Source organism: Bradyrhizobium sp. SPXBL-02, assembly GCF_051853065.1.
Taxonomy (GTDB): domain Bacteria; phylum Pseudomonadota; class Alphaproteobacteria; order Rhizobiales; family Xanthobacteraceae; genus Bradyrhizobium.
In genome coordinates, this window is the sequence record NZ_CP182474.1 from 207727 (window position 1) to 233910 (window position 26184).

Genomic DNA, 26184 nt, shown 5'->3' on the forward strand with positions numbered 1-26184 from the left:
GCTGTCCCCATCACTTCTGCGACGTCAGTTGCCGTGCCTGGACGCCGTAACGGATCACGTTCACGCCGCCCGGGCGCTTGATCGCCTGGTCCTCGGGCGTGCCGTCGACTGCGTTGGCATCGACGATGCTGCGCAGTGCGAGTGTCAGAGTGCCGCCCTGCCGTGCGGCCGAAAGCGTGGCGATCTGGTCGGGCCGGAGCTCGAGCGTGACGGTCTTGCCGACGACCGCGTTCTGGCCCTCCTTTTCCTTCGGGGCCTGGTCGATCGCGAGCACGCGGATGTTGGTGAGAATGACCTCCGACAGGATGAGGTCGTTGCCGCCGGTCGGGCCGTTGCTGTTGCCGCCGTCCGGATTCTTCAGCCGGCGGGTCAGGACGATGTCGACGCGGTCGTTCGGCAGGATGAAGCCGCCGGCGCCGGTTTCGGCTGAAATCTCGGTGGAGACGGCGCGCATCCCGGACGGCAGGATCGCGGCCATGAAGCCGGAGCCTTCGGCCTTGACCAGCTTCTGCTCGCGGATCGGCTCGCCCTGCATCAGCGGCACGCGCGCGATCGAGCCTGCGATCTGAGTCGGGGCTTGCGGCCTGCTGTCGCGGCGGATGAAAGCACTGCTGGCGGTCGCCGCGGGCCAGGCCTGCCATTGCAGGTCCTCGGGCTTCACAGCCTGGCCGAGCTGGATGTCGTTCTTGGCGATGAGGACCTCGACCGTCGGCAGCTTCTCGGCGACGGGCAGGGTGGCCGCGGGCGGATTCTGGTAGCCGCTCGCCAGATATGCAGCGACGCCGCCGGCGCCGAGAGCGATGACGAGAACGACAATGCGTGCGGTATTCATACGCTTCTACTCTTACGCGGGGCACTCGAACCGCACCTGGCGTGTTCCCCCGCGTCGATGAGTAGGCAGCAAAAGTATAAGGGGTGTTGCGAGGCCGAACGTGATCGCTGGCCGCGATGCTGGTTTTCGGCAGATGGTGAACGCGGCGTTATTGAGCCGGCCAACGGCCCCGTAGTTTCACGCATGTCGGAGCACGCGTTTGCGCGAGGCGCGGGGGCGTCATGGTGAATACGTCGTTAGCGCGCGAGGTGGCCGCGAGCATCGTCCGTAGCCTGGATGGAGCGCAAGCGTAATCCGGGGCCGGTGCGAGTGGTGGGCGTCCCGGATTTCGCTAACGCTCTATCCGGGCTACGCGCAGAGCTCTACTTCTTCCGCTTCGCTTCGATCGCGTCCCAGATCTTCGCCGCGACATCGGGGCCGCCGAGCCGAGCGATGGCGCGGATGCCGGTCGGCGAGGTCACGTTGATCTCGGTGAGATTGCCGTTGATGACGTCGATGCCGACGAACAACAGGCCGCGCTCGCGCAGCGCCGGGCCGACGGTGGCGCAGATCTCGCGCTCGCGCGGCGTGAGCTCGGTCTCCTGCGCCGCGCCGCCGCGCACCATGTTGGAGCGGAGGTCGTCGGCCGCCGGCACGCGGTTCACCGCGCCGGCGAACTCGCCGTCGACCAGGATGATGCGCTTGTCGCCGTGCTTCACCTCGGGGATGAATTGCTGGATCACCCAGGGCTCCCTGAACGTCACCGAGAACATGTCGAACAGCGAGCCGAAATTCATGTCCTGCGGCATCACGCGGAACACCGCCGCGCCGCCATGGCCGTGCAGCGGCTTCATGACGACGGCGCCGTGCCTGTCGCGGAACGCGTTGATCTCATCCAGGTCGCGCGAGATCAGCGTCGGCGGCATCAGCTGCGGAAAATTCATCACGAACAGTTTTTCCGGCGCGTTGCGCACCGAGGCGGGATCGTTGACCACCAGCGTCTTCGGATGGATGCGCTCGAGGAAATGCGTCGAGGTGATGTAGGCGAGGTCGAACGGCGGATCCTGGCGGAGCAGCACCACGTCGAAGCCGTTCAGAGCCTCGCGCTTGGGCTCGCCGAGGGTGAAATGGTCGCCGGGCTCGTCGCGCACGGTCAGGAGCTGAACCGGTGCGACCAGCTCCTCGCCGACCATCGAGAGCTTGTCGGGCGTGTAATAGGACAGGCCATGGCCGCGCTTCTGCGCCTCCAAGAGCAGCGCGAAGGTGGAATCGCCCTTGATGTTGATGCGGGCGATGGGGTCCATCTGGACGGCGACGTTCAGTTTCATGGGCTGCCTTTCAGGTCGAGGCGTCGAATGCCGCCAACACATGGCGCGGAAGCGAGCGCGGCGCAATCAGCATGGCGTCGAATCGCAATTCGAATTCGGCATGCTCGGGATGCGCTGCGAGCCAGCCTTGGGCGGCGTCGATGATGCGCTGCTGCTGGCGCGGCGTCACGGCAAAGGCGGCATCGTCCAGCGTGGCGCGTGCCTTGACCTCGACGAAGGCGATCAGGTTGCGGCGCCGCGCCACGATGTCGATCTCGCCATGCGGCGTGCGGTAACGTTTGGCGAGAATGCGGTAGCCCTTGGCCATCAGGTAGGCGGCGGCGCGGCTCTCCGCGGAAATCCCCGTCTGGAACGCCGCCACGCGCTCCGGCGAGGCGACCTTTGGCTCCGCAGGAGTCTCAGTCTTCGCCATCGCCGCCCCGCGAATCCTTTGCGAGCTCGAGCGCGCGGGCATAGACCTCGCGGCGCGGCCGGCCCGAGAGCGCGACCGCATGCGCCACGGCATCTTTAACGCTGTGCGCGGCAAGCTGCTCGCGCAACAGACCGTCGAGTGCGTCCAATGTCAGGACCTCGGCGTCGGCCGCGGGCGGCGCGATCACCAGCACGAATTCGCCGCGCGTCTCCAGCGTATCGGCCTCGCGCGCCAGTTCGCTCAATGGTGCGCGCGAAATCTCCTCATGCAGCTTGGTCAGCTCGCGGCAGATCGCGGCCTCGCGCGCCCCCATGATCTCGGCGAGATCGGCGAGCGTGTCCTGCACGCGGTTGCCGGATTCGAACATCACCAGCGTCGCGTCGATGCGGGCGAGCTCGGCGAGGCGCGACTTTCGCGCCGCGGATTTCGCCGGCAAAAAGCCTTCGAAGAAGAACCGGTCGGTCGGCAGGGCTGCGACCGACAACGCCGCTAGTACCGAGGACGGGCCGGGCAGCGCATACACCGCATGGCCGGCGGCGCAGACCTCGCGCACCAGCTTGAAGCCGGGATCGGAGATCAGCGGCGTGCCGGCGTCCGACACCAGCGCGACCGAGCCGCCCTGTCCGAGGGCTTCGAGGATTTTTGGACGCGCGGCCTCCGCATTGTGCTCGTGATAGGGCTTGAGCTGTGCCGTGATCGCATAGCGCTCGGTCAGGCGGCGCGTGATGCGGGTGTCCTCGCAGGCGATGACGTCGACGCCGGCGAGCGTCTGCAGCGCCCGCACGGTGATGTCGCCGAGATTGCCGATCGGGGTCGCGACCAGATGGAGGCCTGGCGCCGCCTTCGGCGCCGCGAGCCGATGGGCATCGATGGAGAAACCGCGCGAGGCGGCGTCTTGAGCTTCAGGCGTATTTATCGGGGCCGGCTTTGCGCGCATAATGAAGTCAACTTAGGCACGATCGGTGGGGCTGGGAACCGGCTCGCCGAAAAAGATCGTGCCGAGGTGAGGGGCGAGGAACGGACGGGAATGTGATCGGTCGAAGATCACGTCGGGAGGGAGTGAAGGCCCTCGCGCCATATTCGCGACGGAAACGCCGCCTTGATGAGTGAATGAGTGACGGTAAAGAGCTGCCGGGACGGGACGGCGGCCGCGTTAAGCGGTTGTTATCCTTTTGGTTTGGTTAACTATTTGCCGACACACTGCCTGAATCCGCGGCCTGTGTCGCGGAAAGCAATGTCGTGATCGGCTGGCGCACGGCCGGTCAGAAGAGAAGCTGCCATGGTCGGCCCGCGTCATCCAAAGTCTCCCGTTCCGGGGTCCCGATCGCCAGGGGCGACCCGGCGGACTGCGCTCGGCCTGTTGCTCGGCGCGCCCGTGCTGTCGGCCTGCGCCGGCGTGCAGCAAAGTCTCAGCCAATTCTCCAACCCGTTCTCGAGCTCCGCACCGCCGGCCCAGCCGGCAGGTCCCCAGCAGCAGGCGACGACCGCCGGCACCGGCGGCGTGAAGGTCGGTCTGATCCTGCCGCTCTCCGCTGCCGGTAACGCCGGGCTCGCCGCGCAATCGATGCGCAATGCCTCCGAGATGGCGCTGGCCGAGTTCCAGAACCCGAACATCCAGCTCCTGATCAAGGACGACAATGGCAGCCCGCAAGGCGCGCAAGCCGGCGCGCAGCAGGCGGTCGACGAGGGCGCCGAGATCATCCTCGGGCCGCTGTTTGCGCAATCGGTGCCGGCGGTGGCGCAGGTCGCGCGCACGCGCGGCATCCCGGTGATCGCGTTCTCGACGGATTCCAGCATCGCCGGCCGCGGCGTCTATCTGTTGTCGTTCCTGCCGGAGTCCGACGTCAACCGCATCGTCGAATATTCCGCCGGCATCGGAAAGCGCTCCTTCGCCGTGCTGGTACCCGACAACGCCTATGGCAATGTCGTCGAGGCCGCGGTGAAGGCGGCGGTGCCGCGGCGGGGCGGGCGCATCGTCGCGTTCGAGAAATATGGCGCCGATCGTGCCACCCCCGCGCGCACCGTGGCGCAGCAGCTCGGCAGCGCGGACGCGCTGTTCATTGCCGATGACGGCGATGCGGTCGTGTCAGTGGCGGATGCGATGACGGCCGCGGGCGCGAACCTGCGCAACATCCAGCTGCTCGGTACCGGCCTGTGGGACAATCCGCGCGTCTATGCCAGCGCCGCGCTCCAGGGCGGCCTTTACGCCGCGCCCGACCCGGCCGGCTTCCGCGCCTTCTCCGGTCGCTACCGCACCAAATACGGCGCGGAGCCGATCCGCACCGCAACGCTCGCCTATGATGCGGTCGCGCTCGTCGCCGCGCTGGCGCGCACCCAAGGCGGCCAGCGCTTCTCCTCCGACGTGCTCACCAATCCCTCCGGCTTTGCCGGCATCGACGGCCTGTTCCGCTTCCGCGCGGATGGCACGAATGAACGTGGGCTTGCCGTGATGAAGGTGACGCAAGGCGGCGGTGCTGCGGTGGCGGGATCGCCGAAGAGCTTTGGGGCGTAGTAGGACGACGGGTAGGGTGGGTTAGCGAAGCGTAACCCACCAACTTCGTCCGGCGAATGGGAGCATGGTGGGTTACGCTTCGCTAACCCACCCTACGAGAGTTCGTTACGCCGCCAGATCCGCGACCACCGCATCCAGCACCGGAAAACCGCTGCTGGTCACGCGCAGGCGTCCCGTGCCATCCACGGTGATCGCGCCTTCCTCGCGCAAGAGCGCGATGCGGCGGGGGTCGAGCGGGCGGCCGGCGAGGGCCCTGTAGCGCTCGGGATCGATGCCTTCGGCGAGACGCAAACCCATCAGCAGGAATTCGTCGGCGCGCTCCTCGCTGTTGAGGAGCTCGTCGCTGACGACGCCGTCGCCGTTGGTCTCGACCCGCATCAGCCACGCCTCGGGACGCTTCTCGGTGGCGGTGGCGTGCCTGATCCCGTCGATGTCGAGGCGGCCATGTGCGCCGGGCCCGATGCCGGCATATTCCTCGCCGCGCCAATACACCAGATTGTGCCGGCACTCGGCGCCGCGCCGGGCGTGATTGGAGATCTCGTAGGCGGGCAGGCCGAGCTTGTCGCAGGTCTCCTGCGTGACGTCGTAGAGCGCGCGTGCGACCGCTTCGTCCGGCGTCTTCAGCTTGCCGGCCTGGTGCAGGCCGAAGAACGGCGTGCCTTCCTCGATCGTCAATTGATAGAGCGACAGATGCTCTGCCGCTTCATCGATCGCGTGCCTGAGCTCGTCGGCCCACATCGCCGGCGTCTGGTCGGGCCGGGCGTAGATCAGGTCGAACGAATAGCGGTCGAACGCGCGGCGCGCGATGGCGACGGCATCGAGCGCCTCGCGCGCGCTGTGCATGCGGCCGAGCGCCTTCAGCGAGGCGTCGTCGAGTGCCTGCACGCCGAGCGAGACGCGGTTGACGCCGGCGCTGCGATAGCCGGCAAAGCGCGTGGCTTCGACGCTGGTCGGATTCGCTTCCAGCGTCACCTCGACGTCGCCTGCGACGGTCCAGTGCTTGCCGATCGCATCTAACACCGCGCCAACCGTGGCGGGCTGCATCAGCGAGGGCGTGCCGCCGCCGAGGAAGATCGAGGTGACCTCGCGGCCGGGCGCGCGCTCGGCAGTCGTTGCGATCTCGCGCGCGAAGGCGGACGCAAACCTCGCCTCGTCGATCGCGGCGTGGCGGACGTGGCTGTTGAAGTCGCAATAGGGACACTTCGACAGGCAGAACGGCCAGTGCACGTAGACGCCGAAGGCTTCGGATTCTTGTTTTGACGCGTTTTCCTGGCGCGAACCGGTATCCACTTCGCTCGAAAACGCTCTAGCGCGGCTCAAGGCAGATCTCCGCCAGTTTCACGAAGGCGCGGGCGCGATGCGACAGGCCTAGGCCAAGCGGCGGCAGGCCGTGTTTTTCGATGCTTTCCATCTCGCCGAAAGTGCGATCGTAGCCGTCCGGCAGGAACATCGGATCGTAACCGAAGCCGGCGGTGCCGCGCGGCGGCCAGACCAGCGTGCCGTCGACGCGCGCCTCGACATCCTCGCGATGATCGTCGGGCCAGGCGACGCAAAGCGCGGAGACGAAGTGTGCCTTGCGCTTGTCCGGCGTGGTGGCGCCGCGCTCCTGCAGCAGGCGCTCGATCTGCGTCATCGCCGCGTTGAAATCCTTGGATGGACCGGCCCAGCGCGCGCTGTAGATTCCTGGCGCGCCGTCGAGCGCGTCGACGACGATGCCGGAATCGTCGGCGAAGGAGGGAAGCTTGGTCGCCTGCGCTGCGGCGATCGCCTTGATCGCGGCGTTGCTGCGGAAATCGTTGCCGGTCTCCTCGGGCTCGTCCAGGCCGAGCTCGCCGGCCGACACCGCCTCGATCCCGTACGGCGCGAGCAGCTCCCTCATCTCGGCGAGCTTGCCGGGATTGTGGGTGGCGATGACGAGCTTGTCGGTGATTCGGCGGTGCATGGGCCTATTGACTACGCCACGGCCAGTTTCTGCAAGTCCACCAGGCGCGCGATGCCCTTCTGCGCCAGGGCGATCAGCTTCAGGAACTCGTCCTGCGTAAACGGCTCGCGTTCCGCGGTGCCCTGCACCTCGATGATGCGGCCGTCGCCGGTCATGACGAAATTCGCGTCGGTCTCGGCTTCCGAATCCTCGGCATAGTCGAGATCGAGCACCGGCGTGCCGTTGTAGATGCCGCAGGAGATCGCGGCGACGTTGTCGCGCAGCACGTTGGTCTTCACCATGTTGCGCGCCTTCATCCAGTTGAGGCAATCGGCAAGTGCGACCCAGGCGCCGGTGATCGAGGCCGTGCGGGTGCCGCCGTCGGCCTGGAGCACGTCGCAATCGACCGTGATCTGGCGCTCGCCGAGCGCTTCGAGATCGACGATGGTGCGAAGCGAGCGGCCGATCAGCCGCTGGATCTCGACGGTTCGGCCGCTCTGCTTGCCGGCGGAGGCCTCGCGGCGGGTGCGTTCGGAGGTCGCGCGCGGCAGCATGCCGTATTCGGCGGTGACCCAGCCGCGGCCCTGGCCCTTCAGCCACGGCGGCAGGCGCTCCTCCAGCGTGGCGGTGACCAGCACATGGGTGTCGCCGAATTTCACCAGGCACGAGCCTTCCGCATATTTGACCACGCCGCGCTCCAGCGTCACGGGGCGCAATTCGTCGGGCGCACGGCGGCTTGGCCGCATGGGAAATCTCCAAAACTCACGGGAAAAGGCTGTTCGCGGTGCTTGTAGGTGGGGCGGGGGTGGGCGGCAAGGGCTTATTCACCCCCTGACGTCGAGCCCGCAAACGCCACGCTTGTCAGAAGCGGCCCGGATGGACAAATTATAAGTATCTGAGAGGAGTTACCGTCTGTGGCCCATCACGATCCGATCCATCTGATCGCGCCGCGCGCAGGCCTTGCCCAGCTCAACGAGCGTTCCCGCGACATCTTTCGTCAAATTGTCGAAAGCTATCTCGCGACCGGTGAGCCGGTCGGCTCGCGCAATATTTCCCGCCTGATCGCCATGCCGCTGTCGCCGGCCTCCGTCCGCAACGTCATGGCCGATTTGGAACAGCTCGGCCTGATCTATGCCCCGCACACCTCCGCCGGCCGGCTGCCGACGGAACTGGGCCTGCGCTTCTTCGTCGACGCCCTGATGCAGGTCGGCGATCTCAATGAGGCCGAGCGGCAGTCGATCCAGAGCCAGCTCTCCTCCGTCGGCGAGGCGCAATCGGTCGAGGCGGCGCTGGACCAGGCCTTGATGCGGCTCTCCGGCCTGACCCGGGCCGCCGCCGTCGTGCTGACGCCAAAATCCAATGCCCGGCTGAAGCACATCGAATTCGTCCGCCTGGAACCGGAAAAAGCGCTTGTCATCCTGGTCGGCGAGGACGGCCAGGTCGAAAACCGCGTGCTGACGCTGCCGCCCGGAGTTCCCTCCTCGGCGCTGACCGAGGCCGGCAATTTCCTCAATGCGCGGATCCGCGGCCGCACCCTGGCCGAGGCGCGGCTCGAGCTCGAGACCGCACTCGGCGAGGCCCGAGCCGAGCTCGATCAGCTGACACAGAAAGTGATCTCGGCCGGCATCGCCAGCTGGTCCGGCGGCGAGAACGAGGACCGCCAGCTCATCGTCCGCGGGCATGCCAATCTGCTCGAAGACCTGCATGCGCTGGAGGATCTGGAGCGGGTGCGGCTGTTATTCGACGATCTCGAGACCAAGCGCGGCGTGATCGACCTGCTCGGCCGGGCCGAGACCGCCGAAGGCGTGCGCATCTTCATCGGCAGTGAGAACAAGCTGTTCTCGCTGTCGGGGTCCTCCACCATCATCTCGCCCTATCGGGATGCCGCCGGCCACATCGTCGGCGTTCTCGGTGTGATCGGCCCGACGCGGCTGAATTATGCCCGCGTGATCCCGACCGTGGACTACGCCGCCCGCATCGTCAGCCGCCTCTTAGGGGGCTGATTTGGGGGGCTGACCGGCCTTTCCGCCGATCACGGGCGCTTGATTTTCGTGGGCTTAAGCACGATATCCGGGCCAACATCCCTGAAACGAGTTCGAGACCAGAGCCGATGACCGAGCAAGACCGGCAACCCGAAGACACGACTGCAGCGACCGGCGAGCCCGTGGTGTCGAAACCCTACATCATGCCCGACGATCCCGAGCCCGGCGCGGTCGAGACGTTGCAGAAGGAAGCCGCCGAGGCGCGCGACCGCATGCTGCGGACGCTGGCCGAGATGGAGAACTTGCGCAGGCGCACCAGCAAGGAGGTGGCCGACGCCCGCCTCTACGGCATCACCGGCTTCGCCCGCGACGTGCTCGATATCGCCGACAATCTCCAGCGTGCGCTCGATGCCGTTCCGGCCGAAGCGCGTGCTGCGGCCGATCCCGGCCTGATCGCGCTGATCGAGGGCGTCGAGCTCACCGAACGCTCGCTGCTCAACGCGCTGGAAAAGCACGGCGTGAAGAAGCTCGATCCCTTGGGCCAGAAGTTCGACCCGAACTTCCACCAGGCGATGTACGAAGTGCCCGATGCGTCGGTGCCGTCGGCCACCGTGGTGCAGATCATGCAGGCCGGCTACACCATCGGCGATCGCGTGCTGCGCCCGGCGCTGGTCGGCGTCGCCAAGGGCGGCGCAAAGGCTGCGTCTGCGGCGAACAACAACAACGAGCAGAGCGGCGCGGCGAACTGAGTCTCAGACCCTCATGGTGAGGAGCCGCGCCCTTGCGCGGCGTCTCGAACCATGCAGGCCCGGCTCTGGCAGCTCGGCCTTCATCCTTCGAGACGCGCGCGAAGAAGCGCGCTCCTCAGGATGCGGGTCTTCCAGTGTTGCGCGCTGCTTACGCGCTCACCGCGATATCCGCAGACTGAATCCGCTTCACGCCGGCCTTGGCCATATCGGCCCAGGCCTTTGCCAGCGAGCCCTGCGTGTCGATGCCGCGGCAGGCGTCTTCCACCACATAGACCTCGAAGCCCGCCTTGCGTGCGTCGAGCGCGGTCCAGGCGACGCAGAAGTCCGTCGCGAGGCCAGCGACGAAGACGCGCTTGATCTTGCGGCCCTTCAGGTAGCCGGCGAGCCCCGTCGAGGTCTTGCCGTCGGCTTCGAGGAAGGCCGAATAGCTGTCGACGTCCTTGTGAAAACCCTTGCGGATGATGAGCTCGGCGTGCGGGATCGAGAGGTCCTTCGACAGCGCCGCGCCGTCGGTGCCCTGCACGCAATGGTCCGGCCACAGCACCTGCTTGCCGTAGGGAAGATCGACCGTTTCGAACGGCTTCTTGCCGGCATGAACCGACGCAAACGAAACGTGGCCCGGCGTGTGCCAGTCCTGCGTCAGCACCACGTTCGCAAATGCCTTCGAGATCTTGTTGATGACCGGCACCACCTGCTCGCCTTCCTTCACCGCGAGGCTGCCGCCGGGCAGGAAGCAGTTCTGCACGTCGATCACGAGCAGCGCGGATGCATCGTCCGGCTTGATCGATGCCGCCGCGAGCAGCGCGGTTGGCGCCAGCGTCGCCAGCGCCGTCGTTCCAAGCATTGCCAAGACTTGTCGCCGAACCAGCATGTATGCCTCCCTCCAGGATGATCCAACGGGAGGAAGCCTAGTTCCGTTCGTGTACGAACAGAAGCCCGAAAATGCAGCCGGCTTTGATGAGCGGTTGGGCTGATCGCCCCAACATCATCGTCATCCCGGCGCGCGCAAAGCGCGAGCCCGGGATCCATAACCACAGGGAGACGTGTGGCGAAAACTCTTCGTTGGTACTGTATCCGACTGCAACCGTGAGGTGACGCGGTATGGATCCCCGCCCCCGTGCGCAATTGCGCACTAGGCGGGGATGGCACTGAATGTGCTGAAGCCCCGAGCCTCACCCCTTCGGCTGAATCCCGTCGCGCACGGCGCGGAAGCGGGTGAAGGCGGCTTGCCACTGGTCGCGCGGGGCGCTGGCGATGATGCGCAGCGAGGTGCCGCCGGTGGAGAAACGGATCCACTGCACCACGGTAACCGGGGTCTTGTCCTTGCCGCTGACGCCGTCGATCCGGGTCTCGAAACCCTGCTGGCCGTTGATGCGGATCGGCTCGGACATGGTGATGCGCGACTCGCGCACGCCGGGAATCTGGCGCGCTGCCTCCTGGGCGAAGCGGGCGCGGTCGTCTGCGGCTTGCGGTGTGGCGCCGATCAGGCCGAGGATGATGAACGGCTTTGACTCGTAGCCGGCGCTCTCGTCACCGTCGGCCAGGATGATGCTGGAGCCCGGCGCCAGCGTCCGGACATCCTTGAAGTCGGCGAGATCGGTGATCTTGAACGGCAGCAGTGCGAGCTGCTCTTCGGCCGACACCTGCCTGCGCGTGGTGGCGCTCGCGAACATCTGTCGCACCGCCTCGTCCGTGTAGATCTTGGTCGCATTCTCCGGGATCTGCACCGCGACATAGCCGGAGAAGCCGGCGCCCGGCACGATCATCGAATAGCGCTTCACCGGCGTATCGCCGGCCTTGCCGCTTTCGGTGGTGAAATAGGCAAGACCCGCGGGGGTCTCGACCTTGTCCTGCTTGACGCCGCCAGTCCCGCCGGGATTGGAATTGAAGGCGCTCACGACCTCGCCATAGGCCGCCGGCGGCAGCTCGGTGACCAGCACCTTGACGCTGCCGTCCTCGCTCTCGAAGCCCGGAAAGGTCTTGGCCGTGCTGAGGCCGATCAGCGGCACCATGCCGAGACGCAAGCCGGGCGGAAACACGGCGTCGGCGGCGCAGGCCGGAAGCGCGGAAGCGGCGAGGAGGGCGAGCGCGGCGAGGGGGCGGATCAGCTTCATGGGCACTCTGATTGGTTCACATTGAGGCCGTTCGATGGTTGGCCACCGGGCCGCTTTGTCGCGCGAAGCAGCGCTCGCGGCTGCCCGGCCGGTCCGCCTTTTACCGGGTTTGGGCTTGCGGTAACAGGGCGACCCGGGCCCGCGGGTGCAGGGGCTTGCCGAGGCCCGAACCTGTTAATATTTCCTCACCCGCAAGGGCGGTTGAGCCCGGATATCACCTTCCAAAACCCAATGTTTTAGCGGCAGAAACGTAGCTTCGGTCCTTGCGGGCCCCTCCCCCCCTCCTATATGAGCCTCAATCATCGCAATATCGCGGATGTTTGATCTTAGGGGGTTTCGGTTCGGGTGCCTCTTGGGCCCAGCCAACCTGCCGCAAAAAGAAGGATATCAGGACCATGGGAAAGGTCATTGGGATCGACCTCGGCACCACGAATTCGTGCGTTGCCGTGATGGATGGCAAGAACGCCAAAGTCATCGAGAATTCCGAAGGCATGCGCACGACGCCTTCGATCGTCGCCGTCACGGATGACGGTGAGCGCCTCGTCGGCCAGCCGGCCAAGCGCCAGGCCGTCACCAATCCCGAGCGCACCTTCTTCGCAGTGAAGCGCCTCATCGGCCGCCGCTACGACGACCCGATGGTCGAGAAGGACAAGAAGCTCGTTCCCTACAAGATCGTGAAGGCTTCCAACGGCGACGCCTGGGTCGAGGCCGACGGCCAGACCTACTCGCCCTCGCAGGTCTCGGCGTTCATCTTGCAGAAGATGAAGGAGACTGCGGAAGCCCATCTCGGCCAGAAGGTCGAGCAGGCCGTCATCACCGTTCCCGCCTACTTCAACGACGCCCAGCGCCAGGCGACCAAGGACGCCGGCAAGATCGCGGGCCTTGAAGTGCTTCGCATCATCAACGAGCCGACCGCGGCCGCGCTCGCCTATGGCCTCGACAAGACCAAGGCCGGCACCATCGCGGTGTACGACCTCGGCGGCGGCACGTTCGATATCTCCATTCTCGAAATCGGCGACGGCGTGTTCGAGGTGAAGTCGACCAACGGCGACACCTTCCTCGGCGGCGAAGATTTCGACATGCGCCTGGTCGGCTATCTCGCCGACGAATTCCAGAAGGAGCAGGGCATCAACCTGCGCAACGACAAGCTCGCCCTGCAGCGTCTGAAGGAAGCCGCTGAAAAGGCCAAGATCGAGCTGTCCTCGACGACGCAGACCGAGATCAACCTGCCCTTCATCACCGCGGACCAGACCGGCCCGAAGCATCTGACGATGAAGCTCACCCGCGCCAAGTTCGAGGCGCTGGTCGACGACCTCATCCAGAAGACCGTCGAGCCCTGCCGCAAGGCGCTGAAGGACGCCGGCGTCACCGCCGGTGAGATCGGCGAGGTCGTGCTGGTCGGCGGCATGTCGCGCATGCCGAAGGTCCAGGAAGTCGTGAAGCAGCTGTTCGGCAAGGAGCCGCACAAGGGCGTCAACCCGGACGAAGTCGTGGCGATCGGTGCCGCGATCCAGGCCGGCGTGCTCCAGGGCGACGTCAAGGACGTGCTGCTGCTCGACGTGACCCCGCTGTCGCTGGGCATCGAGACGCTGGGCGGCGTGTTCACCCGCATCATCGACCGCAACACCACGATCCCGACCAAGAAGAGCCAGGTGTTCTCGACGGCTGAAGACAATCAGAATGCCGTCACCATCCGCGTCTTCCAGGGCGAGCGTGAAATGGCGGCCGACAACAAGATGCTCGGCCAGTTCGACCTGATGGGCATTCCGCCGGCCCCGCGCGGCATGCCGCAGATCGAGGTGACCTTCGACATCGACGCCAACGGCATCGTCAACGTCTCGGCCAAGGACAAGGCCACCGGCAAGGAGCAGCAGATCCGCATCCAGGCCTCCGGCGGCCTGTCGGAAGCCGACATCGAGAAGATGGTCAAGGATGCCGAGGCCAATGCCGAGGCGGACAAGAAGCGCCGCGAGGCCGTCACCGCCAAGAACGAGGCGGATGGTCTGGTGCATTCGACCGAGAAGGCCTTGGCCGAGCACGGCTCGAAGGTTGCCGAGAGCGAGCGCCGCGCCATCGAGGATGCCGTCAGCGACCTCAAGGAAGCGCTGAAGGGCGACGATGCCGAGGCGATCAAGGCCAAGACCCAGACGCTGGCGCAGGCTTCGATGAAGCTCGGCGAGGCCATGTACAAGCAGCAGGCCGAGGCCGATGCCAAGAAGGACGCGGCCAAGGACGACGTCGTCGACGCGGAATTCACCGAGGTCGACGACGACAAGAACAACAAGAAGTCCGCTTAAGCCCCGAGAGGGTGACGATGCGGACGGCTTGGACCCCACACACGCTACCGGCCTCCTCCCTCGCGGGGGAGGCCGTCGTGTCGGGACGGGGCGAGGCGCCCGTTACGATCAATCAATTCCCGACCGTTATGCTGAACGCAGGCACGGTGCCCTCTGCCGCAAGGCGGAAGGCTGCCTATATCGTCGCTTGGCGACGTCGTTTTGCTCCAACTTGAATCGCGATTGGATAGACCGAGTCCCACATGTCCACGTCCACCAAGCGCTGCTATTACGAGACCCTCGAAGTCGAACGCGACGCCGACGAAGGCAAGCTGAAATCGTCGTTCCGCAAGCTCGCAATGAAATTCCATCCCGACCGCAATCCGGGGGATGAGACCAGCGAAGTCAAATTCAAGGAAATCAACGAGGCTTACGAGGTCCTGAAGGACAAGGACAAGCGCGCCGCCTATGATCGCTACGGCCACGCCGCGTTCGAGCAGGGCGGCGGCTTCGGCGGCGGCGCCGGTTTCGGTGCGGGCTTCGCCTCCTCTTTCTCTGACATCTTCGAGGATCTGTTCGGCATGGCCGGACAGCGCGGCCGCGGCGGCCGCGAGCGCGGCGCGGATCTGCGCTACAACATGGAAATCACCCTCGAGGAAGCTTTTGGCGGCAAGACCGCGCAGATCGAGATTCCGGTCTCGGTCACCTGCGAGGCCTGCTCTGGCATCGGCGCCAAGGCCGGCACCAAGCCGAAGACCTGCTCGACCTGCGGCGGCGCCGGCCGCGTGCGGCAGTCGCAGGGCTTCTTCACGCTGGAGCGGACCTGCCCGGGCTGTCAGGGCCGCGGCCAGATGATCGAGGACGCCTGCCCGTCCTGCTCGGGACAAGGGCGGGTGACCCGCGAGCGGACGCTCTCGGTCAACATTCCGCAAGGCGTCGAGGACGGCACACGGATCAGGCTCGCCGGCGAGGGCGAGGCCGGCGTCCGCGGCGGGCCGCCCGGCGATCTCTACATCTTCCTGTCGCTGGCCCAGCACCAGTTCTTCCAGCGCGACGGCGCCGACCTGCATTGTCGCGTGCCGATCTCGATGGTGACCGCCGCGCTCGGCGGCGAATTCGAGGTGCCGACCATCGAGAAGGGCAAGACCAAGGTGAAGGTGCCCGCCGGCACCCAGTCGGGACGCCGATTCCGCATTGCATCAAAGGGCATGCCGGTGCTGCGGTCGCGCCAGATGGGCGACATGTACGTTCAGGTCATGGTCGAGACCCCGCAGAACCTGACCAAGAAGCAGCAGGAATTGCTGGCCGAGTTCGAAAAGCTCTCCTCCGGCAACACCCAGCCGGAAGCCGAGGGTTTCTTCGCCAAGGTCAAGGATTTCTTCGGCAATCGGGCGAATTGACTCGTCTTGACCGTATCGCCTCCGGCCTATACGTCTTTATGACCATTTTCTGACACGCCGCGGTCCCGCGGTTCCGTCCGGTCCCGACATGCCATTGCCATCGTCCGCGCGTGCGTTGAAGAAGCCTCGTCTTGACGACGAGGTGCGCTTTCTCAGGTCGTGGATCGAAAAGCCCCTGCACATGGGCGCGGTGATGCCGTCCGGCAAGCTGCTGGCGCGGACCATGGCGCATTATGTCGATCCCGATTCCGACGCACCGGTGGTCGAGCTCGGACCCGGCACCGGCGCCATCACCTCCGCGCTGATCGAGCGGGGCGTCGACCAGAAGCGTCTCGTTCTCGTCGAATACAATCCCGGCTTCTGCGCGCTGCTGCGCGACCGCTACCCGCAAGCCAAGGTGGTGCAGGGCGATGCCTATCGCCTGCGCGATACGCTCTGGAATGTCTTGAGCGCGCCGGCCAGTGCGGTCGTGTCCGGCCTGCCGCTCGTCACAAAACCGATGCTGACGCGGCTGCGGCTCGTCCGCGATGCCTTCACCGCTCTCGCACCTGGTGCGCCGTTCATCCAGTTCACCTATGCGGTGGTGCCGCCGATCCCGAAATCGCTGCCCGGCGTGTCCACAGAGGCCTCGGAACGGATCTGGATGAACCTTCCGCCGGCCCGCGTCTGGGTGTATCGCAAGCATTAATTCCGCCGGCTCCTCCTTTGCGCGGCGGGCTCGTTTCGCCGAACGCGTGGGATTGGATGCCAGCTCCCAAGATCCTGATCATTCCCGGCTCGCTGCGCACCGGCTCGCACAATGCGAAGCTGGCGGCGGTGGCGGCCTACGAATTCGCGCAGGCCGGCGTCGACGTCATCCGCATCTCGCTCGCCGATTTTCCGCTGCCGATCTACGACGGCGATCTCCAGGCCAAATCCGGCGTGCCCAAGCACGCGATCAATCTGAAGCGCATGATCGGCGCGCATCACGGCGTCCTGATCGTCTCGCCCGAATACAACGCCTCGGTGCCGCCGCTGCTGAAGAACGCGATCGACTGGGTCAGCCGCGTGCACGAGCTGCACGAGGCGCGCGGCGAGGTGTTCCGCAACCGCGTCTTCGCGCTTGCCGGCGCGTCCCAGAGCCGGTTAGGTGCCGCCCGCGCGCTGCAGGCGCTGCGGCTGATCCTCTCCTCCTGCCACGCCAATGTGATTGCGAGCCAGCTCACGCTCGCCTTTGCCGACCAGGCCTATGACGATATGGACAGGCTGAAGAACGAGGGCGATATCGCCGCGCTGAAGGAGCTGGTCGCGCAGTTGATCGACGTTTCCCAACGCATGATGTGAGATGACATGACGCCAGCCGAAATCGCCCCAAAGGACCGCCTGATCGTAGGCCTCGATCTGCCCAGCGTGGATGCCGCGGAGGCGATGGTCGCAAGGCTCGGCGACAGCGTCACCTTCTACAAGATCGGTTATCGCCTCGCTTACGCCGGCGGGCTGCCCCTCGTCGCCAAGCTTGCCGACAGCGGCAAGAAGGTCTTTCTCGATCTCAAGCTGCACGACATCGGCAATACCGTGATGCAGGGTGTTCAGAGCATCACCAGGCTCGGCGCTACCTTTCTGACCGTCCATGCCTATCCGCAGACGATGAAGGCGGCGGTCGAAGGTTGCGCGGGCTCCGGGTTGAAAATTCTCGCCGTCACTGTGCTGACCTCCTACAACGACGACGACCTGCATGCGGCGGGCTATCGACTCCACGTTTCCGAACTGGTTGAAGCGCGGGCGGCCCAAGCGCAGGCGCTTGGCGTTGCCGGCATTGTCTGCGCGCCGGAGGAGGTCGGCAATCTGCGCAAGGTCGTGGGGCACCAGACGAGTCTCGTCACCCCAGGCATCCGGCCCGCCGGCACGGCCGCTGGCGATCAAAAACGCATCATGACCCCCGGGCGCGCGATCGCTGCGGGTGCTGACTATCTCGTCGTTGCGCGACCCGTGATCGAGGCTGTCGATCCCAAGGCAACAGCCGAAGCCATCCACGCCGAGATCGCGCAGGCGCTCGGTTAACCCACCAACAACAGGGAGAAGAACAATGGCAAAGGGTTACTGGATCGGGCGTGTCGACGTCAGCAATGACGAGGGCTACAAGCCCTACGCGATCGCCAACGGCCCGATCTTCAAGAAATGGGGCGGCCGTTTCGTCGTCCGCGCCGGCAAGTTCACCGCCGTCGAAGGTGCGAGCCGCAACCGCAACGTCGTGATCGAATTCCCGGACTACGAGACAGCGCTCGCCTGCTACAACTCGCCGGAATACCAGGCCAACATCAAGGTGCGCCAGCCGCACTCGATCGCCGACCTCATCGTCATCGAGGGCTATGACGGCCCGCAGCCGCAGGACGGCTGAGGCTCTTTCTTACCCTCCCCTGGAGGGGGAGGGTCGCTGAGCATGGAGCGAAGCGGAATGCGCAGCGGGGTGGGGTGATCTCTCCACGCGGGCACTGTTCGTCGCGGAGGGACCGTCACCCCACCCCGCTCGCGCTGCGCGCGATCGACCCTCCCCCTCCAGGGGAGGGTAAGAGCGCGTCACCGCCCCAGATCCCCCTCGGTTGCCGGAACTGCCTCCCCCCGCTACAACGGCTCCGAAGAGGATCACACCATGTCCGACATGCGGTTGATTGTTGCGGGAGCCGGCGGCCGGATGGGCCGGGCGCTGGTGCGGGCAATTGCCGAGAGCAAGGGTGCGGTGCTGGCCGGCGCGCTGGAGGCGCCGGGCTCCGACCTGCTCGGCAAGGATGCCGGCGTGCTCGCCGGCCTGCCGGCCAATGGCATCAAGCTTTCCGCCGATCTCTGGGCGATGTCCAAGGACGCCGACGGCATCCTCGATTTCACCGTGCCGGCGGCGACCATCGCCAATGTCGCGATCGCCGCCGAACGCGGCCTCGTGCACGTCATCGGCACCACCGGGCTGTCCGGCTCCGACAATGCGGTGATCAAGAGCGTCACCAACCGCGCCGTCGTGGTGCAGTCGGGCAATATGAGCCTGGGCGTCAACCTGCTTGCCGCCGTGGTCAAGCGCGTCGCCAAGGCGCTCGACCAGAGCTTTGACATCGAGATCGTCGAGACCCATCACCGCATGAAGGTCGATGCGCCCTCGGGCACGGCGCTGATGCTGGGCCAGGCCGCAGCCAGTGGCCGCGGCGTCAGCCTCGATGACCATTCCGAGCGTGGGCGTGACGGCATCACCGGCGCGCGCAAGCCGGGCCATATCGGTTTTGCCTCCTTGCGCGGCGGCACCGTCGCCGGCGATCACAGCGTGACCTTCCTCGGCGCGTTCGAGCGCCTGACGCTGTCGCATCAGGCCGAGGACCGCATGCTGTTCGCACATGGCGCGCTGAAGGCGGCACTATGGGCGCATGGCAAGAAGCCGGGGCACTACTCCATGGCCGACGTGCTCGGCCTATCCGACATCTAAACTGAACAACACGGAAAGCAGTTGATGAGCGAACGTCTTCTCGTGCTCGTGCGCCACGGCCAGAGCGAATGGAATCTGAAGAACCTGTTCACGGGATGGAAGGACCCCGACCTCACCGAGCTCGGCGTGAACGAAGCCAAGGAAGCCGGCCGCAAGCTGAAGGCACAGGGCCTGGTGTTCGACGTCGCCTTCACCTCGGTGCTGACGCGCGCGCAGCACACGCTCGATCTCATTCTTGCCGAGCTTGGCCAGGAGGGGCTGCCGACCTCGAAGGACCTCGCGCTCAACGAGCGCGACTACGGCGATCTCTCCGGTCTCAACAAGGACGACGCCCGCAAGAAATGGGGCGAGGAGCAAGTCCATGTCTGGCGCCGCTCCTACGATGTGCCGCCGCCCGGCGGCGAAAGCCTGAAGGACACGCTCGCGCGCGCGCTGCCGTATTACGTGCAGGAGATCCTGCCCGGCGTGCTCAACGGCAAGCGCACGCTGGTTGCCGCCCACGGCAACTCGCTGCGCGCGCTAATCATGGTGCTGGAAAAGCTCTCACCCGAAGGCATTTTGAAGCGCGAGCTCGCGACAGGTGTGCCGATCATCTACCGGCTGAATGCGGATTCGACGGTGGCCTCGAAGCTGGATCTGGCGGGTTAAGCGTCGCGGCAGACACGCTGTCGTAGGGTGGGCAAAGCGAAGCGTGCCCACCATCTATCTATGATCGCGAAAGAATGGTGGGCACGGCGCTATGCGCCTTTGCCCACCCTACGGCAGTGTGCTTGTTACGCCTACTGCAGCCCCAGCTGCCCGGCTTCCCAGCCCAGCATGGCCTGCTTGCGGGTGATGCCCCAATGATAGCCGGTCAGCGTGCCGCTCTTGCCGAGCGCGCGGTGGCAGGGCACGACGAAGGAGACCGGGTTCTTGCCGACGGCCGCGCCGACGGCGCGCGAGGCCTTCGGATTGTTGATGTTGCAGGCGATGTCGGAATAGGACACCGCGCGCCCCATCGGAATTCTCAAGAGCGTCTCCCACACCCGCACTTCGAAATCGGTGCCGATCAGCACCACGCGCAGCGGCTGATCCGGCCGCCACAATTTTGGATCGAAGATGCGCGCTGCGATCGGCGCGGTACCGTCGTGATCTTCCACATAGGTGGCGTTCGGCCAGCGCCGCGTCATGTCGGCGAGCGCGATCTTCTCCTCGCCGTGATCGGCGAAAGCGAGGCCCGACAAGCCGCGGTCGGTGGCGATCACGATCGCGGTACCGAACGGCGAGGGATGGAAGCCGTAGCGCAGGGTGAGCCCCGCGCCGCCGTTCTTCCATTCGCCTGGCGACATCGCTTCATGCGTCACGAAGAGATCGTGCAGCCGGCCCGGCCCCGACAGGCCGGAGTCGAGCGCCGCGTCGAGGATGCTGGCGGAATCCCTGAGCAGGTTCTTGGCGTGGTCGAGGGTGAGCGCCTGCATGAAAGCCTTCGGCGTAATCGAAGCCCAGCGGCGGAATAGATGGTGCAGCTCATCGGGCGTCACGCCGGCGGCATCCGCCATCGCCTCGATGGTCGGCTGCGCGCGCCAGTTCGCCGAGATGAACGCGATCGCCCGCCGCACCGAATCATAGTCGCGCAACGCGGCGTTCTGGGTGCCCGGCTTGGTCAGGCGCTGGTCATGTATCGCAAGGGTCATCATGACTGGAAATGTAGGGAAGGGGGCGGCGCGAAACCACCCGATTTCCGACTGTGCTCAGGTCACCGGATTATAGGTCGGGCCACGCCGCGCGGCGTTCAGGGCCCCAACCAAGGCATTGTAAAAGCTCGCTTTTTCTTCCGGCCCGAGAAAGCCTGCGATGCGCAGGCGGCGGCCGCGGGAGATCAGATAGAGGTGCTCGATGCCGTATTCCTCGTCGACCTCCTGGTCGAGCCTGACCCAGAGCGGATTGAAGGTCCATTCGGCAACCTGGCCGCGATGGCTGACGCGTCGCACCCGCAATTCCGTCGGCGTCACCACGATCTCCTCGCTGGCCCGTGCCGCGCGAAAATTGACCTTGAAGGCCCACCAGATCACGAGCACGTCGAGACCGAACAAGCCGAACACCGGCCAGGCGCCCATCATCAGGAAAGCGACGCCCGTGACGAAGCTGACGGCGCTCAGGAACAGCATCACGGCGAGAAAGCCGGTGCGGTTCAGGGAGCGGTGCGGCGTCAGCAGCGCGGAGAAGATCTGAGGCTCGTCCTCGCTTTCAGATCGCGGCCGCGCAATTTCGTTGCCTGTGCTCATCGTCCATCAGTATATCCCGATCATGGCGAAAATCACCCGCAAGCCGGTCCCGCGCAAAGCGGCAGTTCCGAAGAAAAAGGCAAAGCCGGTTGCGACCAAGCCGAAAGCGCCCGCAAAGAAATCGCTCAAAGCCACCAGACCCTGGACTCCCGCCGAGGTCCACGAGGTCTTCAGTCGTTTCCGCAAGGCCAATCCGGAGCCGAAGGGCGAGCTCGAGCACGTCAATCCGTTCACGCTGCTGGTCGCCGTGGTGCTGTCGGCGCAGGCGACCGATGCCGGCGTCAACAAGGCGACGCGGGCGTTGTTCGAGGTCGCCGATACGCCGCAGAAGATGCTCGATCTCGGCGAGGAGCGCTTGCGCGACTACATCAAGACCATCGGCCTCTACCGCACCAAGGCAAAGAACGTGATCGCGCTGTCGGCCAAGCTGCTCAGCGATTTCGGCGGCGAGGTGCCGCGCACGCGCGCCGAGATCGAGTCATTGCCCGGTGCAGGACGCAAGACCGCCAACGTCGTGCTCAACATGGCCTTCGGCGAGCACACCATGGCGGTCGACACGCACGTCTTCCGCGTCGGCAACCGCACCGGACTTGCGCCGGGCAAGACACCGCTCGAGGTCGAGCTCGGTCTCGAAAAGGTAATCCCGGCCGAGTTCATGCTGCACGCGCATCATTGGCTGATCCTGCACGGCCGCTATACCTGCCTTGCCCGCAAGCCGCGCTGCGAGGTCTGCCTGATCAACGATCTCTGTCGCTGGCCGGAGAAGACGGTCTGAGACAGCGCCGCGCCGGGTGCATTTATCGCACCTGCCGCGCCGGCTCGATCAGCTCGGGCCGCGGGCCTGACAGGCGCTTGTGCATGTGGACCATGAAGGCCATGCCGAAGATCGGCGTCGCCAGATTGACGATCGGGATCGAGACGAAGGCGGCGATGAACAGACCGGCGGTGAAGATGGTCGCGGCATTGTCGCGCCGCATCGCCTTGGCTTCCTCCGGCGGGCGAAAGCGCATCGCGGCGAGCTCGAAATATTCGCGGCCGAGCAGCCACGCCGCGGCGATAAAGAAGATCAGGAAACCGGCGCCGGCGAACAGCACCAGCGGCAGAGCGATCAGATAGACCAGGATCGTCAGCAGCGCGGTCTTGATGCCCTCGAGCATCGCCTGGCTGAACGGCAGCGCGGCACCCGGCCGCTCGGCGGGATAATGCTCGCGTTCGACGATCTCGGCGACGTCGTCGACGAACAGGCTCGCCACCAGCGAGGTGATCGCAGGCATCAGGAAGATGCCGCCGAACACCACACCGAGGCCCGCCGCGATTGAGACGATCCAGGAGAGAACCTCGAGCGAGGAATGCCAGCCCGGCCCGAGCAGGCCTTCCAGCCACACCTCGCCGGAGGTCGCAAACCAGCTGAGCAGCCGCTGCAAGCCGATCGCCAGCACGGTGATCAGCACCAGCGCAAGCCCGATCGACCGCCACAGGATCGAGCGCATCGGCGGCGAGATCATTTGCGACAGCGCCTTGATGGCGGCATCCAGCATGGGGGACCCTCGGAGGTAAACGACCTGCGAGAGGTAGACACCCAATGCGGCTTCGGCAAGGGCGGGTGGCAGCTCGAAGGTGGCGCGATTTCTTGCTTACCCTCCCCTGGAGGGGGAGGGTCGATCGCGCGCAGCGCGAGCGGGGTGGGGTGACGGTCCCTCCGCGATGAACAGTGCCCGAGTGGAGAGATCACCCCACCCCGTCACGCGATCTCGCTCTGCTCGATCACGTGCCGACCCTCCCCCTCCAGGGGAGGGTAAGAGCCGCTACTCTCTCTCCTAGAGTAGCCTACTCATGCCGGTGCCCGTGCCTGCGCGCCTTCGCCGACTTGCCGTCGCCCGTCGGGATCATCACCACGCGGCCGTAGCGCACGCCGCGCTCGGCGATGATGTGGTCGGCGAAATGCCTGACCTCGGCGGCCGCGCCGCGCAGCGCCGTCATCTCCATGCAATTGTTGTCGTCGAGATGGACGTGCAGCGTCGCCAGCGCGAGGTCGTGATGGCCGTGGAATTCCTGCACTAGCCGTTTCGACAGATCGCGCGCCGCGTGGTCATAGACGTAGACGAGGCCGGCGACGCATTGGCCGGTCTGCGCGGTATCCTCGGCGCTCTGCTGCAGGCCGGCGCGCGCGAGGTCGCGGATGATCTCGGAGCGGTTCTGGTAACCGCGCGCTTCAGCTGCGGCATCGATCTCCGCCAGGAGATCGTCCTCGATCGTGATCGTAATCCGCTGCATCAGGTCCTCCGCGGGCGCCGCTCTCTCTCACCTCGCCCCGCTTGCGGGGAGAGGTCGGAATTCAAGCGTAGCTTGAATTCCGGGTGAGGGGGACTCTCCGCGAATCCAATTGTCACCGTCCCTGTGGAGACTCCCCCTCACCCCAACCCTCTCCCCGCAAGCGGGGCGAGGGAGCGCACCGACCTCGCAGCCAAAGCGGTCACAGCCGCGTCGCACGCAGCCGTAGCGCGTTGCCGACGACGCTCACCGAGGACAGCGCCATCGCCGCCGCGGCGATGATCGGGGAGAGCAGCAGACCGAACGCCGGATAGAGAACGCCGGCCGCGATCGGAATCCCGGCGGCGTTGTAGATGAAGGCGAAGAACAGGTTCTGCCGGATGTTGCTCATCGTCGCCTGGGACAGTTTTCGCGCGCGGACGATGCCGACGAGGTCGCCTTTGAGCAGCGTCACGCCGGCGCTCTCCATCGCAACGTCGGTGCCGGTGCCCATGGCGATGCCGACCTCGGCCGCCGCCAGCGCAGGCGCGTCGTTGACGCCGTCGCCGGCCATCGCGACGCTGCGGCCGGCCTTCTGCAGTTTTGTCACCACCGCGCTCTTCTGGTCCGGCAGCACCTCCGCTTCGACCTCGGCGATGCCGAGCCGGCGCGCCACGGCCTCGGCGGTGGTGCGGTTGTCGCCGGTCAGCATGATCACCTTGATGCCTTCGCCCGCGAGCGCCTTCAGCGCCTCCGGCGTCGAGGCCTTGACCGGATCGGCGATCGCGAACAGGCCGGCCAGCCGGCCGTCGACCGCCATGTTGATCACGGTGGCGCCGTCGCCGCGCAGCCGTTCGGCTGCGGCGTCGAGCGATTCGGTATCGATGCCGATCGACGACAGATATCTGGCATTGCCGAGCACGACGGTCTGGCCGTCGACCTTGCCGGTCGCCCCCTTGCCGGTCGGCGAATCGAACTGCTCGACTTGCCCGAGATTGAGCTGCTTCTCCTTGGCCGCGCGCACGATGGCGTCGGCCAGCGGATGCTCGCTGGCGCGCTCGACGGTGGCCGCAATGCGCAGGATGTCATCCTCCGCAAAGCCGGACGCCGGCACGATAGAGACTACCTTGGGCTTGCCCTCGGTCAGCGTGCCCGTCTTGTCGACTACGAGCGTGTCGATCTTCTCCATCCGCTCCAGCGCCTCGGCGTTCTTGATCAGGACGCCGGCTTGCGCGCCGCGGCCGACGCCGACCATGATCGACATCGGGGTGGCCAGGCCCAGCGCGCAGGGGCAGGCGATGATCAGCACGCTGACCGCCGCGACGAGGCCGAAGGCGAGCCGCGGCTCCGGTCCGAACCAGGCCCAGGCGGCAAAGGCGGCGACGGCGACGACGATCACTGATGGCACGAACCAGCCGGCGACCTGGTCGGCCAGGCGCTGGATCGGCGCGCGCGAGCGCTGTGCGTCCGCGACCATCTGCACGATCTGCGACAGCAGCGTCTCGCGCCCGACCTTGTCGGCGCGCATGATGAAGCTGCCGGACTGGTTCAGCGTGCCGGCGATGACTTTTGCACCTTGCTCCTTGGTGACCGGCATGGACTCGCCCGTCACCAGCGATTCGTCGAGCGACGAGCGGCCTTCGAGGATAACGCCGTCGACCGGCACCTTCTCGCCGGGGCGGACGCGCAGGCGATCGCCGGCGTGCAGCGTGTCGATCTCGACCTCATGTTCGCTTCCGTCGGCATCGACGCGGCGCGCGGTCTTCGGGGCGAGCTGGAGCAGCGCCTTGATCGCGCCCGAGGTCGCGTCGCGGGCGCGCAGCTCGAGCACCTGGCCGAGCAGCACCAGCACGGTGATGACCGCGGCCGCTTCGAAATAGACCGCGACCGCGCCCTCATGGCCGCGGAAGGTGGCGGGGAAGATCTGCGGTGTGACCGTACCGAGCACGCTGTAGACATAGGCAACGCCCGTGCCCATCGCGATCAGCGTGAACATGTTGAGATTGCGCGTCAGCAGCGATTGCCAGCCGCGGACGAAGAACGGCCAGCCGGCCCACAGCACCACCGGTGTGGCGAAGACGAGCTGGATCCAGTTCGACAGGGTCGGATCGATCCAGCTGTGGGGGCTTGCGAGATGGCCGCCCATCTCCAGCACCACCGGCGGCAGCGACAGCACGCCGCCGATCCAGAACCGCCGCGTCATGTCGGCGAGCTCCGGATTGGGGCCGGTCTCCAGGCTTGCGACCTCAGGCTCCAGCGCCATGCCGCAGATCGGGCACGTGCCCGGCCCGACCTGGCGGATCTGCGGGTGCATCGGACAGGTGTAGATCGTGCCCGCGGGCATCTCCGGTTCGGGCGCCTTGTCCTTGGCAAGATACTTGGCAAGATACTTGGCGGGATCGGCGGCGAACTTGGTGCGGCAGCCGGCCGAGCAGAAATGGAAGGTCTCGCCATGATGTTCGAAGCGATGCTTCGAGGTCGCGGGATCGACGCTCATGCCGCAGACGGGGTCTTTGACCTTAGTTGCGGCGTTGCCATGATCGTGGGCGTGATGATGGCCATGGCCGGTATGATCGCCGTGGCCGCCGCAGCACGAGGGAGCCTCGGGCTTGGCCGCCGGCGCTGCAGCTTTCGTGGAACAGCCGCACCCGGCAGGCGTTTCCGCGCTGTGACGATGCTCGTGCTCGTTGTTGTTCATTGCCATGTTCCGGCCTTTGCGC

The 26184-nt window shown here is 66.1% G+C and carries 26 protein-coding genes; 12 read left to right on the forward strand and 14 right to left on the reverse strand.

What is annotated here, in order from left to right; all coding sequences use genetic code 11:
• Positions 1–10: 10 nt before the first annotated feature.
• From cpaB to rsmI, 4 genes are all read right to left on the reverse strand, one after another.
• Complete coding sequence (cpaB, locus tag ACNJYD_RS00980) at positions 11–832, reverse strand: Flp pilus assembly protein CpaB (RefSeq protein WP_439365090.1); 822 nt, start codon at positions 830–832, stop codon at positions 11–13.
• A 362-nt stretch (positions 833–1194) separates the two neighbouring features.
• On the reverse strand, positions 1195–2139 hold the full coding sequence (gshB, locus tag ACNJYD_RS00985; protein WP_439365091.1) for a glutathione synthase: 945 nt from the start codon (positions 2137–2139) through the stop codon (positions 1195–1197).
• Between the two features lie 10 nt (positions 2140–2149).
• Complete coding sequence (locus tag ACNJYD_RS00990) at positions 2150–2551, reverse strand: YraN family protein (RefSeq protein ID WP_172787796.1); 402 nt, start codon at positions 2549–2551, stop codon at positions 2150–2152.
• On the reverse strand, positions 2538–3488 hold the full coding sequence (rsmI, locus tag ACNJYD_RS00995) for a 16S rRNA (cytidine(1402)-2'-O)-methyltransferase (protein ID WP_212257826.1): 951 nt from the start codon (positions 3486–3488) through the stop codon (positions 2538–2540). The genes ACNJYD_RS00990 and rsmI overlap by 14 nt, the downstream gene beginning before the upstream one ends.
• A gap of 342 nt (positions 3489–3830) precedes the next feature.
• Here rsmI and ACNJYD_RS01000 point away from each other — a divergent pair, with 342 nt between their 5' ends.
• The gene (locus ACNJYD_RS01000) at positions 3831–5063 is read left to right on the forward strand and encodes a penicillin-binding protein activator (RefSeq protein ID WP_439365092.1); all 1233 of its coding nucleotides are present in this window, start codon (positions 3831–3833) and stop codon (positions 5061–5063) included.
• 105 nt (positions 5064–5168) lie between these two features.
• Here ACNJYD_RS01000 and hemW read toward each other — a convergent pair whose 3' ends face one another.
• Genes hemW through rph form a run of 3 tightly spaced genes read right to left on the reverse strand, consistent with a single transcriptional unit; the run spans position 5169 to position 7730 of the window.
• Entirely contained in the window at positions 5169–6353 is a 1185-nt protein-coding gene (gene hemW / locus ACNJYD_RS01005) for a radical SAM family heme chaperone HemW (protein WP_439367562.1), read from the reverse strand.
• Positions 6354–6369: 16 nt separating this feature from the next.
• Positions 6370–7005, reverse strand: coding sequence for an RdgB/HAM1 family non-canonical purine NTP pyrophosphatase (gene rdgB / locus ACNJYD_RS01010; protein WP_212257824.1), 636 nt, complete (start codon positions 7003–7005; stop codon positions 6370–6372).
• A gap of 11 nt (positions 7006–7016) precedes the next feature.
• Positions 7017–7730 (reverse strand): ribonuclease PH, encoded by a 714-nt coding sequence (gene rph, locus ACNJYD_RS01015; protein WP_172787791.1) that lies wholly within the window; start codon positions 7728–7730, stop codon positions 7017–7019.
• Between the two features lie 168 nt (positions 7731–7898).
• Here rph and hrcA point away from each other — a divergent pair, with 168 nt between their 5' ends.
• Entirely contained in the window at positions 7899–8987 is a 1089-nt protein-coding gene (gene hrcA / locus ACNJYD_RS01020) for a heat-inducible transcriptional repressor HrcA (RefSeq protein WP_091882505.1), read from the forward strand.
• Positions 8988–9094: 107 nt separating this feature from the next.
• The gene (gene grpE, locus ACNJYD_RS01025) at positions 9095–9715 is read left to right on the forward strand and encodes a nucleotide exchange factor GrpE (protein ID WP_439365093.1); all 621 of its coding nucleotides are present in this window, start codon (positions 9095–9097) and stop codon (positions 9713–9715) included.
• A gap of 148 nt (positions 9716–9863) precedes the next feature.
• Here grpE and pncA read toward each other — a convergent pair whose 3' ends face one another.
• Together pncA and ACNJYD_RS01035 are read right to left on the reverse strand one after the other, a co-directional pair.
• On the reverse strand, positions 9864–10586 hold the full coding sequence (pncA, locus tag ACNJYD_RS01030; protein WP_172787789.1) for a bifunctional nicotinamidase/pyrazinamidase: 723 nt from the start codon (positions 10584–10586) through the stop codon (positions 9864–9866).
• A 301-nt stretch (positions 10587–10887) separates the two neighbouring features.
• A complete protein-coding gene (locus ACNJYD_RS01035) occupies positions 10888–11829 on the reverse strand; it encodes a hypothetical protein (protein WP_212257822.1) in 942 nt (313 codons plus the stop codon).
• Between the two features lie 395 nt (positions 11830–12224).
• Between ACNJYD_RS01035 and dnaK the strand changes: the two genes are divergently transcribed.
• The 8 genes from dnaK (at position 12225) to ACNJYD_RS01075 (ending at position 19598) form a co-directional block, all read left to right on the forward strand.
• The gene (gene dnaK, locus ACNJYD_RS01040) at positions 12225–14126 is read left to right on the forward strand and encodes a molecular chaperone DnaK (RefSeq protein ID WP_036003245.1); all 1902 of its coding nucleotides are present in this window, start codon (positions 12225–12227) and stop codon (positions 14124–14126) included.
• 242 nt (positions 14127–14368) lie between these two features.
• On the forward strand, positions 14369–15505 hold the full coding sequence (gene dnaJ, locus ACNJYD_RS01045; RefSeq protein ID WP_172787787.1) for a molecular chaperone DnaJ: 1137 nt from the start codon (positions 14369–14371) through the stop codon (positions 15503–15505).
• An 88-nt stretch (positions 15506–15593) separates the two neighbouring features.
• Positions 15594–16193: a class I SAM-dependent methyltransferase gene (locus tag ACNJYD_RS01050; protein ID WP_172787786.1), complete on the forward strand. Its 600-nt coding sequence runs from the start codon at positions 15594–15596 to the stop codon at positions 16191–16193.
• A 56-nt stretch (positions 16194–16249) separates the two neighbouring features.
• Positions 16250–16828, forward strand: coding sequence for an NADPH-dependent FMN reductase (locus ACNJYD_RS01055; RefSeq protein WP_212257820.1), 579 nt, complete (start codon positions 16250–16252; stop codon positions 16826–16828).
• 6 nt (positions 16829–16834) lie between these two features.
• Positions 16835–17545 (forward strand): orotidine-5'-phosphate decarboxylase, encoded by a 711-nt coding sequence (gene pyrF, locus ACNJYD_RS01060; RefSeq protein WP_212257819.1) that lies wholly within the window; start codon positions 16835–16837, stop codon positions 17543–17545.
• A 25-nt stretch (positions 17546–17570) separates the two neighbouring features.
• Complete coding sequence (locus ACNJYD_RS01065) at positions 17571–17882, forward strand: DUF1330 domain-containing protein (RefSeq protein WP_036003256.1); 312 nt, start codon at positions 17571–17573, stop codon at positions 17880–17882.
• Between the two features lie 252 nt (positions 17883–18134).
• Positions 18135–18950 carry a 4-hydroxy-tetrahydrodipicolinate reductase gene (dapB, locus tag ACNJYD_RS01070; protein ID WP_172789470.1) on the forward strand — a complete coding sequence of 272 codons (816 nt, stop codon included), beginning with the start codon at positions 18135–18137 and terminating at the stop codon, positions 18948–18950.
• Between the two features lie 24 nt (positions 18951–18974).
• On the forward strand, positions 18975–19598 hold the full coding sequence (locus ACNJYD_RS01075) for a 2,3-bisphosphoglycerate-dependent phosphoglycerate mutase (RefSeq protein WP_212257818.1): 624 nt from the start codon (positions 18975–18977) through the stop codon (positions 19596–19598).
• Positions 19599–19729: 131 nt separating this feature from the next.
• Here the strand turns inward: ACNJYD_RS01075 and ACNJYD_RS01080 are convergent, their stop codons facing one another.
• Both ACNJYD_RS01080 and ACNJYD_RS01085 read right to left on the reverse strand, forming a co-directional pair.
• Positions 19730–20626, reverse strand: coding sequence for a methylated-DNA--[protein]-cysteine S-methyltransferase (locus tag ACNJYD_RS01080; protein ID WP_212257817.1), 897 nt, complete (start codon positions 20624–20626; stop codon positions 19730–19732).
• 54 nt (positions 20627–20680) lie between these two features.
• Entirely contained in the window at positions 20681–21214 is a 534-nt protein-coding gene (locus tag ACNJYD_RS01085; RefSeq protein ID WP_212257816.1) for a DUF2244 domain-containing protein, read from the reverse strand.
• A gap of 22 nt (positions 21215–21236) precedes the next feature.
• Between ACNJYD_RS01085 and nth the strand changes: the two genes are divergently transcribed.
• Complete coding sequence (gene nth / locus ACNJYD_RS01090) at positions 21237–21989, forward strand: endonuclease III (RefSeq protein WP_212257815.1); 753 nt, start codon at positions 21237–21239, stop codon at positions 21987–21989.
• A gap of 22 nt (positions 21990–22011) precedes the next feature.
• Here the strand turns inward: nth and ACNJYD_RS01095 are convergent, their stop codons facing one another.
• The 3 genes from ACNJYD_RS01095 to ACNJYD_RS01105 form a co-directional block, all read right to left on the reverse strand.
• A complete protein-coding gene (locus ACNJYD_RS01095) occupies positions 22012–22752 on the reverse strand; it encodes a sulfate transporter family protein (protein ID WP_172789475.1) in 741 nt (246 codons plus the stop codon).
• Positions 22753–23041: 289 nt separating this feature from the next.
• Positions 23042–23488 (reverse strand): nickel-responsive transcriptional regulator NikR, encoded by a 447-nt coding sequence (nikR, locus tag ACNJYD_RS01100; RefSeq protein WP_212257814.1) that lies wholly within the window; start codon positions 23486–23488, stop codon positions 23042–23044.
• 199 nt (positions 23489–23687) lie between these two features.
• Positions 23688–26162 carry a heavy metal translocating P-type ATPase gene (locus tag ACNJYD_RS01105; RefSeq protein WP_439365094.1) on the reverse strand — a complete coding sequence of 825 codons (2475 nt, stop codon included), beginning with the start codon at positions 26160–26162 and terminating at the stop codon, positions 23688–23690.
• Between the last annotated feature and the right edge of the window lie 22 nt (positions 26163–26184).